The sequence below is a fragment of the Lacinutrix jangbogonensis genome, assembly GCF_000797445.1.
Classification (GTDB): Bacteria; Bacteroidota; Bacteroidia; order Flavobacteriales; family Flavobacteriaceae; genus Lacinutrix; species Lacinutrix jangbogonensis.
In genome coordinates this window covers 189948-201029 of sequence record NZ_JSWF01000044.1, presented here as the reverse complement: position 1 = coordinate 201029, position 11082 = coordinate 189948, and the positions used below count along the sequence as shown (strand labels likewise).

Below are 11082 nucleotides of genomic sequence, written 5' to 3'. Positions count from 1 at the left end.
AGCATTTTTATAATATATCATTTGTTTCATTCACAACGATTCTGTGTGTGAGAAATAATTAATTAAGCCTTAGGCTTTATTTAAAAGCATTTAATCCAGTGATGTCTAGTCCAGTGATAAGTAAATGAATATCGTGTGTACCTTCGTAAGTAACAACACTCTCAAGGTTCATCATGTGTCTCATGATACTATATTCGCCACTAATTCCCATACCTCCTAGCATTTGTCTTGCATCGCGAGCAATGGTTAAAGCCATATCCACGTTATTACGTTTTGCCATAGAAATTTGTGCTGAGGTTGCTGTTCCATTCTCGCGCATGACACCTAATCTCCAAGCTAACAATTGTGCTTTGGTGATTTCTGTAATCATTTCGGCTAATTTCTTTTGTTGTAATTGAAACTGTCCAATAGGTTTTCCAAATTGGATACGTTCTTTACTATATCTCAAGGCAGTATCGTAACAGTCCATTGCTGCACCTATTGCTCCCCAAGCAATACCAAAACGAGCAGAATCTAAACAGCCTAAAGGCGCTCCTAATCCAGATTTGTTAGGTAATAAGTTTTCTTTAGGTACTTTTACATTATCAAAAATAAGCTCTCCTGTAGCACTTGCTCTAAGCGACCATTTGTTGTGTGTTTCTGGTGTAGAAAAACCTTCCATACCACGTTCTACAACTAAACCGTGAATACGACCACTTTCATCTTTTGCCCAAACAACAGCGATGTTACAAAATGGCGAATTACTAATCCACATTTTTGCACCATTTAAAAGATAATGGTCTCCCATATCTTTAAAATTAGTTACCATTCCAGAAGGGTTAGAGCCATGATCTGGTTCTGTTAATCCAAAACTCCCAATCCATTCTCCACTTGCTAATTTTGGTAAATATTTTTGACGTTGCGCTTCGTTACCGTATTTCCAAATAGGATACATAACTAAAGACGATTGCACAGACGCTGTACTACGTACGCCAGAATCTCCACGTTCAATTTCTTGCATTATTAAACCATAAGAAATTTGGTCTAATCCAGCACCACCATATTCTTCTGGAATATAAGGCCCAAACGCGCCAATTTCTGCCAAGCCTCCAATAATAGATTTTGGGAATTCAGCTTTTTGAGCCGCTTCTTCAATAATAGGAGAAACGTCACGCTTAACCCATTCTCTGGCAGCATCACGTACTAGTTTATGTTCTTCTGTTAAAAGTTCGTCAAGATTGTAGTAATCTGGGGCTTCGAATAAATCTGGTTTCATTTGGTCGTTTTTATTGTTTTTTAATTGTCAAATGTTGTATCCATTTAATCATTTGTATACATGATTAAGTTTTAATTTATGGATGACTCATACCTATATTTTTTACCTTAAATTTTAAGAAATCCTTAGAATAAGAGGTGTTATTATATAAGTTTCACAAAAATAACGAAATCCATTACAGTTAGCAATTAAAAAATCTACATTTTTAGATAAAATGCTTTAGTCAAATTAATATAGTCTTCGGTATAATCGTGTCTAGCGTTTTCAATTACGAGTTCGTTTATTTTTATAGCGCTTTCGCGGAAAGACATCGCGATTAAAGAACGCTTTATTTCCGAATTTAAAGCGCCTCTAACGCGAGTAATTTTATTTGCTTTTAGGTTTACAGCAGAAGCTAATGCAATAAATTTTTCTTCTTCCTTAAATGGAATAATCGTACAAAAGGTTCCGTCTTCTATTAATAGTTTCGAGACACTATCTACTAAATGCTCAAAAGGCATTGCGTCTTGAAAACGTGCTAAATCACGTTGTGTACTTTCTGTTTTGTAATCTTCAGAATAGAAAGGCGGATTACAAATAATAAGGTCGTACTGATCTTCAATCTCATCAGTAAATTCTGCTAAATCTGCATGATAGCAAAATAGCCTGTCACTCCAAGGTGATGCTTCAAAGTTCCCAACACATTGTTCGTATGCGTGTTCGTCAATTTCTAGGGCGTCTATAACTTCTGCATCACAGCGTTGCGCTAACATTAAAGATAAAATTCCTGTTCCAGCTCCAATATCTAAAGTTGCAAAAGGTTGTTTTTCTATTGAAGCCCAAGCGCCAAGTAAAACACCATCTGTACCAATTTTCATGGCACATTGGTCTTGGCTGACTTCGAATTGTTTGAATTTGAAAGGCTTATTCATCTTCTAAGTATAAATCTATAAGTCCTTCGGGAGTATCTACAAAAATAATTTTATTCTCTTTATCTACTTTCGAGATAAATTCATCATTCATTGGTATTAAAATTTCAATACCATTTCTATCTATTTCAAAAAGGGATTGAGAAGTAGAATCGTTTACACCTTTTATAATACCAACGTCTCCAAAATTTATATCTTCAACTTTATAACCAATTATTTCATGGAAGTAAAACTTGTTATCTTCCAATTCTGGTAAGAAGGTTAATGGTAAATAACATTCGCATTTCATTAGTGCATCTGCATCTGCTTCGATATCTACATCTTCAAATTTTACACGAAGCAATTCACTTTTATGTAATTGAGAACGCTCAATAAAAAAAGGAATTAAATTACCACGTAAATCTATAAATATTGAATCTAGATTTTCATACAGATTAGGTTCATCCGTATCTAGTTTTATTAGCAATTCGCCCTTAAAACTATACTTTTTTACAATTTTACCTAAAAAGAAACACTCTTGTTTAGTCATCGAAAATTTATTTTGTATTCCCGAATAGATCGGAAATCTTATTAATATCTAGATTCCGTTTTTCAATGGAATATACTCAATTATACAGTCTGTTTGTGTAGAGTACTATTTTACATAAAAAAACTCCGATAAAAAATTATCGGAGTTTAAAAGTATAAAAAATTAATTTTCTATTCTTCTTCGTTTGTTGCCGCTTCTTCAGCTGGAGCTTCTTCTTCAACAACTGGAGCAGCTGCTGCGATTCTTGCTTCGTTTGCTGCTTTTTCAGCTTCAAATGCTTTGGCTTTAACATCAGCTTCCGCTTTAGATAAACCATCTTTTTTAGCATCTACCTTTCCACCTTTTTCTTCTAACCAAGCAGCGAATTTCTTCTCAGCTTGCTCTTCAGTTAAAGCACCTTTACGAACTCCACCAGCAAGGTGGTTTTTCAATAAAGCACCTTTGTAAGATAATAATGCTTTGGCTGTATCAGTTGGTTGTGCACCATTCTGAAGCCATGTTACTGCTCCGTCAATATCTAATTCGATAGTTGCAGGATTAGTGTTTGGATTGTAAGCACCTAATTTCTCTAGGTATTTACCATCTCTTTTCGCGCGAGCATCTGCTGCTACGATCCAGTAGTAAGGTTTCCCTTTTTTACCGTGTCTTTGTAATCTGATTTTTACAGGCATAAAAATTAATTTGTGAGGTACGCGACCTCTATTATTAATAAGTCCGCAAATATACAATTTTTATTTAAACACCAAGTTTTTAATGTATTTGTATCTCATTGTGATTTTTTATTTTATTTTTGAGTCCTTGAAACACAAAAACTATGAAAAAAATTATTGTTTTAATTCTAGTAACCTTTACTTTTTTTGGTTGTGGAGAAGATTTAGAGTTTAATTCACCTTCCTTTCAAGGAGAAAAAGATGGAAACTTATGGGAAGCTCGAACTTTTAGTGCTAATATCGATGGTTTAGGAGTGTTAACGATTGTTGGATCTAGTAATTTTGAAACTATTACAATAGAAGTAAATTCAACAGCAGTAGGTATTTACGATGTTGCAGAAACAGCATCATCTGGGTCTTTAGTAGATATTGATGATTTTTTGTATTCTTCAAATAATATACCAGACCCAAGTGTTCAATTATATCCAGCATCTGGAATAATAGATTTAAAAGAAGTAAATATTGAAAGAGGCTATGTTTCTGGAGAGTTTTATTTTAATGCATTTAATAGTTCTGGGCTAACTTCAATAAATGTAAATAATGGAGTATTTTTTAAAGTACCTTTATCTGGTGGACCACTATCAGGAGGTATAGATGCAGTTTGTGCTTCAGCATCTGCAATAGTAGCAGCAAATTTAATTAACTATAATGCAGTTTCGCCTGGTGATGCTAATTTCGCTGTTGTATGTAATGCTTATAAAGCAGCACTTACAGCACAAAAAGTTGCTTGTGGTGACGATGATGGCTCTCTACAAACAACTATAGATGGTTTAAGTTGTATTTAATAGCAATTATAAAATATTTTAAAGCGCAGACTAAATCTTAGTCTGCGTTTTTTTTTGTTTACAAATGTTTATAACTTTCAGTTTAAAAAACTATCGGTTTATGTACTTTTATAGGCTCTATTTTACACTGCTAAACAGCTTTAAAATTCTATAGAAAACAATACATGTACTTAATCTTTGATACTGAAACTACAGGATTACCAAAACGTTGGGATGTACCATATACAGTTACAGATAATTGGCCTAGATGTATTCAAATCGCTTGGCAATTGCATGACGATATGGGAAACTGTGTTGAAAGTGAAGATTATTTAGTAAAACCAGAAGGTTTTAATATTCCTTATGATGCTGAGAAAATTCATGGCATTTCTACAGAGTTAGCACAAGAACAAGGTGTTGTTTTATCCGAGGTTTTAGAGAAATTTAACATTGCATTAGGTAAAACAAAATTTGTAGTTGGACAAAATGTAAAATTCGATCTCAATATTATGGGAGCAGAGTTTGTACGTGGGAACGTTGCAAACCAATTGCAAGAATTACCAGTTTTAGATACCTGTACAGAACACACTGCAAGTTTGTGCGAGCTTCCTGGCGGTCGTTACGGTAAATTTAAATTGCCCACGTTAACAGAGTTACATCAATATTTATTCAATCAACCGTTTGGAGAAGCGCATAATGCAACTGCAGATGTAGAAGCAACTACACGTTGTTTTTTAGAATTAATTAGAAGACAGCAATACACAATAGAACAACTAGATGTTCTGCCAGATTATTATGAGAATTTTTCGGAAGCGAATCCGCAGCCTATAAAATTAATAGGTTTAAAACATATTAATCTCAAGAACGAAAGCGCTAAGATTAATGCGAGATTACAAAAGGCTGAAGCGATCACTGTTTCTACAGAAGAAATAAAAGAAAATATAGCAGATTTACAAGCTGTGGATTTTGTGCATTTACACAATCATTCTCAGTTTTCGGTATTACAATCTACAATGAGTGTTGCAGATTTAATTACTATAGCTGCCGAAAATAAAATGCCAGCGGTAGCATTAACCGATCATGCGAATATGATGGGAGCATTTCATTTTGTAAATGCCGCAAATAAGCATAACAAAGCGGTTGAAGCAAAAATAAAGGAATCTGAGAACGAAGGTAAAACTACAACCGCTAAAAGAATAAAACCAATTATTGGTTGCGAGTTTTTTGTTTGCGAAGACCATTTAGATAAAAGCAGAAAAGATAACGGTTATCAAATTGTATTGATTGCTAAAAACAAAAAAGGCTATCATAATCTAGCGAAATTATCATCTCATGCTTTTGTTGATGGATTTTATTATCTACCAAGAATTGATAAAAAACTTATTGAGCAGTACAAAGAAGACTTAATTTGTTTAACAGGGAACTTATACGGCGAAGTGCCAAGTAAGATTTTAAACGTTGGAGAAAACCAGGCAGAAGAAGCTTTGGTATGGTGGAAAGAAGCTTTTGCAGACGATTTGTATGTCGAGATTATGCGCCATGATCAGGAAGATGAAAACCGAGTAAATCCAACCTTAATTAAGTTAGCTCGGAAGCATGACATTAAGCTTGTAGCGTCTAATAATACATACTACGCAAAGCAAGACGATGCCAATGCGCATGATATTTTATTGTGTGTAAAAGATGGTGAAAAGCAAGCAACACCAATTGGTCGTGGTCGTGGGTATCGTTATGGTTTGCCAAACCAAGAATATTATTTTAAGTCTGCAGAGGCGATGAAAAATATTTTCAAAGATATTCCTGAAGCTATTAGTAATATTCAAGAGGTTGTTAATAAAGTTGAAGGGTATCAATTAGCACGAGATGTTTTATTACCAGCTTTCGATATTCCTGAAGAATTTGTAAGTAAAGAAGATCTTATTGATAAAGGAAAGCGAGGTGAAAATGCATTTTTACGTCACTTAACTTATGTAGGTGCTAAGAAGCGATATGGTGAAGAGCTCTCAGAAGAAGTTGTTGAAAGATTAGATTTTGAACTTAGTGTAATCGAGAAAACGGGATATCCAGGTTATTTTCTAATTGTAGAAGATTTTATACGTGAAGCTAGAAAAATGGATGTTTCTGTTGGTCCAGGACGTGGTTCTGCAGCGGGTTCTGTAGTTGCCTATTGTCTATGGATTACCAATATAGATCCTTTGCTGTATAATCTGCTTTTTGAGCGTTTCTTGAATCCAGACCGTGTAAGTATGCCAGATATCGATATCGATTTTGACGACGAAGGCAGAAGTCGTGTTATGGATTATGTTATCGATAAATACGGAAGTAGCCAAGTAGCACAGATTATTACGTATGGTACCATGGCTGCAAAGTCATCCATTCGAGATACCGCTCGTGTTTTAGATTTACCATTATTTGATGCCGATAGGATTGCGAAGCTAATTCCAACCATGTCGAAGTTGAATAAGATTTTTGGTTTATCTGAAAAGGAATTAGGAAGTAAATTTAGAGCTGAAGATTTAGAGAAAATAAACGAATTATTGAATATCTCTGAAGGCGATGATCTTCAAGCAGAAACCGTAAACATTGCCAGATCACTTGAAGGTTCGGTCAGAAATACAGGTATTCATGCCTGTGGTGTTATTATTACGCCAGATGATATTACCAAGTTCGTTCCCGTTGCTTTGGCAAAAGATTCCGATTTATATGTTACCCAATTTGATAACTCTGTCGTGGAAGATGCAGGATTATTAAAAATGGATTTCTTGGGATTAAAAACGCTGACTTTAATTAAAGACACCGTTAAAATTGTAAAAGCGAAACATGATATTTTATTAGATCCAGATAGCTTTCCATTGGATGATGAAGAAACGTATGCATTATTCCAAAGAGGAGAAACTGTTGGTGTATTCCAATATGAATCTCCCGGAATGCAAAAACACCTTAAAGATTTAAAACCTACGGTTTTCGACGATTTAATTGCTATGAATGCATTGTATCGTCCAGGACCAATGGAATATATTCCAAGTTTTGTAAAAAGAAAACATGGTGATGAAGATATAGAATATGACCTTCCAGCTATGGAAGAGTATTTAAAAGAAACCTATGGTATTACCGTTTACCAAGAACAAGTAATGCTACTCTCGCAAAAGCTGGCAGATTTCACCAAAGGTGAAGCCGATGTTTTGCGTAAAGCGATGGGTAAAAAGCAGATTGCAGTACTTGATAAAATGAAACCCAAATTTATCGAGCAAGCAAGTGCAAAAGGGCACGATCCTAAAAAACTTGAAAAAATTTGGAAAGATTGGGAGGCCTTTGCTAGTTACGCCTTTAACAAATCTCACTCTACATGTTACGCTTGGATTGCATACCAAACGGCTTATTTAAAAGCGCATTATCCTGCGGAATATATGGCGGCAGTATTGTCTAATAACATGAATGACATCAAGCAGGTGACTTTCTTTATGGAAGAGTGTAAGCGTATGAAATTACCTGTTCTTGGACCAGATGTTAATGAGAGTTATTATAAGTTTTCTGTAAATAAAGATAATGCAGTACGTTTTGGAATGGGAGCCATAAAAGGTGTTGGTCATGGCGCAGTAATGACAATTGTAAACAATAGAAAAGAAGATGGGCCTTATAAATCTATTTTTGATATTTCAAAGCGCATAGATTTACGTGCAGCAAATAAAAAAGCTTTCGAAAACCTCGCTTTGGCTGGTGGTTTCGATTGTTTTGATAATACACATCGCGCACAATATTTCCACAAAGAAGGTAGCGATTTAACGTTCCTAGAAAAAGCAATAAAATATGGAGCAAAACACCAAGAAAATGAGAATTCTTCTCAAGTAAGTTTATTTGGAGGTGGAAGTGAGGTCCAAATACCCGAACCACAATTGCCACCATGTGAGACTTGGGGAACTATGGAAAAACTTGCTCAAGAACGCGAAGTTGTAGGTGTTTATATTTCAGGGCATCCTTTAGATGATTTTAGAACCGAAATGAAAAGTTTTTGTACTGGAACTATTGCTTATTTTAATGATTTAGCAGATCACGTAAATAAAGATATAACCTTCGGAGGTGTGGTTACAGATGTGCAACATCGTGTAAGTAAACAAGGTAAAGGCTGGGCTTTGTTTACTATTGAAGATTATACAGATACTTTTGAGTTTCGCATTTTTGGAGAAGACTATTTAAAGCATCGTCCGTTTTTATTACAAAACACTTTTGTACACGTAAAAACCTTTGTAAAAGACGGTTGGGTGAACAGAGATACAGGTAAAAAGAGTGATCCTAGATTGCAATTTAATAGCTTTCAGTTGTTGCATGATGTTATGGATAAGTACGTGCGAAAACTGTCTATTCAATTAAATATAAAAGAGTTAGAATCTGATAAAATACAGAATTTAAAAGACTTGATTTCTATGCATCCAGGAAGTCATTTACTAGATTTCGTGGTTTACGATAATAGAGAACAAATTAAATTAGAAATGCCAAGTAGAAGACAAAAGGTAAAAGTGTCTCAAGAATTGTTGAGCGCATTGGATGAAGATCAAATTCATTATAAGTTGAATTCTTGATTTTTTTTGTTTTACAAGAGCTTTCTCAATAGAAAAAGTGTCTACGTTTTATAAATACTAACTCGATTTCCGCGCAAAGGATTACTCGTTCATTCTTATTTTATAAATAGGAACTCGTGAATGCTTCGCATTTGAAACAGCATGTTTGAGCTCCTCGTAGAGAGCGAGTAGAGAAAGCCTGGTTTATGCGCCCAAAACAACATAAGCCAAATCAATACTACCATAAGTTAAACAAATTGTCAGGTTGTAAGCTTTGGTGTTTTTTTTGACTAAGTTTGTATATTAACAGTGAATAAACACACAATTAAATTATATTATTATGGCATTAGAAATCACAGATGCAAATTTTGAAGAAACAGTATTAAAAAGCGATAAGCCAGTAGTAGTGGACTTTTGGGCAGCTTGGTGTGGACCTTGTAGAATGGTTGGACCAATTATTGACCAAATTAGCGATGAGTACGAAGGAAAAGCTGTTGTTGGTAAATTAGATGTTGACGCAAATCAAGAATTTGCTTCAAAATATGGCGTAAGAAACATACCAACGGTATTAGTGTTTCAAAACGGAGAAGTTGTTGGAAGACAGGTTGGAGTTGCGCCAAAAAAGGCATATTCTGACGCTATCGACGCTTTACTATAGAAATATATTTCATAAAGAATTGATAAAGGTTTGCTGTAATAGCAAACCTTTTTTTATTTTAGTAAAAAAGTAAATTATAATGAGTAAAATAACAAAAGCGCAAGACGCAATAGATAGTAAATTACTAGACGAAAGAAAAGTATTTCTTTGGGGAATGGTAGACGATAAAAGTGCAAAACATGTCGTTGATAGATTACTATATTTAGATAGTTTAGAGACTAAAGATATTACACTTTACATTAATAGTCCAGGTGGCTATGTAACTTCAGGGTTCGCTATGTACGATACAATAAAGTCTTTAAAAAGTGATGTTTCGACAGTTTGTACTGGGTTGGCCGCTTCTATGGGATCGATTTTATTATCGGTTGGAACAAAAGGCAAACGTTTCATCCAGCCACACGCTCGTGTGATGATTCATCAACCAAGTGGTGGTGCTCGAGGTCAAGCTAGTGATATTGAAATTACGGCTCAAGAAATTGTAAAAACAAAAGAATTGAGTGCTCATATTTTGGCAGATAATTGCGGACAGACTTACGATAAAGTACTGAAAGATTTTAATCGTGACCATTGGATGGGAGCAGAAGAGTCTAAAGAATACGGAATTGTAGATGGTGTTATAGAATAATAAAAGAGATTCTAGAAGAAAGAGAAAAGATTGCAATGCGTAAATTTTATGTTTAACCGTTGTCTTTTTCTTTGTTATTAAAAGTATAGAATAGTAGTTTCTTCGCGTTGGGAAGATTAAGATGGAATGAATTTACAAGACGAATTAAATAAAGCTGGCGGATTTAAAAACCTTGAACACTTGGCGAAACAAGTTGTTGAAGGTTTTATTTCTGGTATGCATAAAAGTCCGTTTCATGGCTTTTCGGCAGAATTTGCCGAGCATAAAATTTACAATCAAGGTGAAAGCACGCGCCATATAGATTGGAAACTCTTCGCGAAAACAGATAAACTTTACACTAAACGATACGACGACGAAACTAATTTACGGTGTCATATTATTTTGGATAATAGTAGCTCGATGCACTATCCTGAAATAAAAGATTTCGCGATAGATAATTTGAATAAAATCGCATTTTCGGCCTTAGCTGCAGCTTCGTTAATGCATATTCTTAAAAAACAGCGTGATGCTGTTGGTTTAAGTATATATAGCGATGCTTTCGATTTTTATTCAAGCGAGAAAGGAAGTGAACGTCATCATCAAATGCTATTAGCACAGTTAAGTAATGCTGCTTTAAGCAAGCCTAAGAACAAACAAACGGAAACATACCAATACTTACACCAAATAGCCGAGAAGATCCATAGGCGTTCTCTAATTTTTGTGTTTACAGATATGTTTCAGACTACCACTGATGAGGTAAAGTTGTTTGAAGCACTAAGGCATTTAAAACATAACAAACATGAGGTCGTTTTGTTTCATGTGTTTGACAGAAGTAAAGAATTAACTTTCGACTTCGATAATAAGCCAAAACGATTTATTGATGTTGAAACAGGAGAGCATATTAATTTGTATAGTGAACAGGTAAAAGACAATTATGAAGCTTTAGTTAGTGATTATTTTAATGAATTACGGGTAAAATGTGGTCAAAACCGTATTAAATACGTTGAAGCAGACATAAATAAAAACTTTGATGCTATTCTAACTAGTTATATGTTAGAGCGTCAAAAATTTATTTGATTATTTTTTGTAAAAAAAACC

The 11082-nt window shown here is 34.5% G+C and carries 9 protein-coding genes; 5 read left to right on the top strand and 4 right to left on the bottom strand.

Going from position 1 to position 11082, the window contains the following annotated elements:
* Positions 1-76 precede the first annotated feature (76 nt).
* The 4 genes from RH82_RS16915 to RH82_RS16900 form a co-directional block, all read right to left on the bottom strand.
* Positions 77-1255, bottom strand: coding sequence for an acyl-CoA dehydrogenase family protein (locus RH82_RS16915; RefSeq protein WP_034062551.1), 1179 nt, complete (start codon positions 1253-1255; stop codon positions 77-79).
* Positions 1256-1452: 197 nt separating this feature from the next.
* Positions 1453-2166, bottom strand: coding sequence for a tRNA1(Val) (adenine(37)-N6)-methyltransferase (locus RH82_RS16910; protein WP_034062550.1), 714 nt, complete (start codon positions 2164-2166; stop codon positions 1453-1455).
* Complete coding sequence (rimM, locus tag RH82_RS16905; protein WP_034062548.1) at positions 2159-2692, bottom strand: ribosome maturation factor RimM; 534 nt, start codon at positions 2690-2692, stop codon at positions 2159-2161. The genes RH82_RS16910 and rimM overlap by 8 nt, the downstream gene beginning before the upstream one ends.
* Before the next feature lie 170 nt (positions 2693-2862).
* Entirely contained in the window at positions 2863-3363 is a 501-nt protein-coding gene (locus RH82_RS16900; RefSeq protein WP_034062546.1) for a 30S ribosomal protein S16, read from the bottom strand.
* 143 nt (positions 3364-3506) lie between these two features.
* On the opposite strand from RH82_RS16900, the gene RH82_RS16895 reads away from it, so the two are divergent.
* The 5 genes from RH82_RS16895 to RH82_RS16875 all read left to right on the top strand — a co-directional run bounded on the left by RH82_RS16895 (position 3507) and on the right by RH82_RS16875 (position 11061).
* The gene (locus RH82_RS16895; RefSeq protein WP_034062545.1) at positions 3507-4187 is read left to right on the top strand and encodes a DUF6252 family protein; all 681 of its coding nucleotides are present in this window, start codon (positions 3507-3509) and stop codon (positions 4185-4187) included.
* Between the two features lie 164 nt (positions 4188-4351).
* On the top strand, positions 4352-8743 hold the full coding sequence (dnaE, locus tag RH82_RS16890) for a DNA polymerase III subunit alpha (protein WP_034062543.1): 4392 nt from the start codon (positions 4352-4354) through the stop codon (positions 8741-8743).
* 319 nt (positions 8744-9062) lie between these two features.
* The gene (trxA, locus tag RH82_RS16885; protein WP_034062540.1) at positions 9063-9380 is read left to right on the top strand and encodes a thioredoxin; all 318 of its coding nucleotides are present in this window, start codon (positions 9063-9065) and stop codon (positions 9378-9380) included.
* A gap of 79 nt (positions 9381-9459) precedes the next feature.
* A complete protein-coding gene (locus tag RH82_RS16880; RefSeq protein WP_206420441.1) occupies positions 9460-10005 on the top strand; it encodes a ClpP family protease in 546 nt (181 codons plus the stop codon).
* Between the two features lie 126 nt (positions 10006-10131).
* Positions 10132-11061, top strand: coding sequence for a DUF58 domain-containing protein (locus RH82_RS16875; protein WP_034062536.1), 930 nt, complete (start codon positions 10132-10134; stop codon positions 11059-11061).
* Positions 11062-11082 lie beyond the last annotated feature (21 nt).

What these genes read in the sequence shown, in the direction of transcription:
- RH82_RS16875 (WP_034062536.1), top strand. Translation starts at nt 10,132, where the DNA reads ATGAATTTACAAGACGAATTAAATAAAGCTGGCGGATTTAAAAACCTT.
- RH82_RS16910 (WP_034062550.1), bottom strand. Translation starts at nt 2,166, where the DNA reads ATGAATAAGCCTTTCAAATTCAAACAATTCGAAGTCAGCCAAGACCAA.
- RH82_RS16915 (WP_034062551.1), bottom strand. Translation starts at nt 1,255, where the DNA reads ATGAAACCAGATTTATTCGAAGCCCCAGATTACTACAATCTTGACGAA.
- RH82_RS16895 (WP_034062545.1), top strand. Translation starts at nt 3,507, where the DNA reads ATGAAAAAAATTATTGTTTTAATTCTAGTAACCTTTACTTTTTTTGGT.
- rimM (WP_034062548.1), bottom strand. Translation starts at nt 2,692, where the DNA reads ATGACTAAACAAGAGTGTTTCTTTTTAGGTAAAATTGTAAAAAAGTAT.
- trxA (WP_034062540.1), top strand. Translation starts at nt 9,063, where the DNA reads ATGGCATTAGAAATCACAGATGCAAATTTTGAAGAAACAGTATTAAAA.
- RH82_RS16900 (WP_034062546.1), bottom strand. Translation starts at nt 3,363, where the DNA reads ATGCCTGTAAAAATCAGATTACAAAGACACGGTAAAAAAGGGAAACCT.
- RH82_RS16880 (WP_206420441.1), top strand. Translation starts at nt 9,460, where the DNA reads ATGAGTAAAATAACAAAAGCGCAAGACGCAATAGATAGTAAATTACTA.
- dnaE (WP_034062543.1), top strand. Translation starts at nt 4,352, where the DNA reads ATGTACTTAATCTTTGATACTGAAACTACAGGATTACCAAAACGTTGG.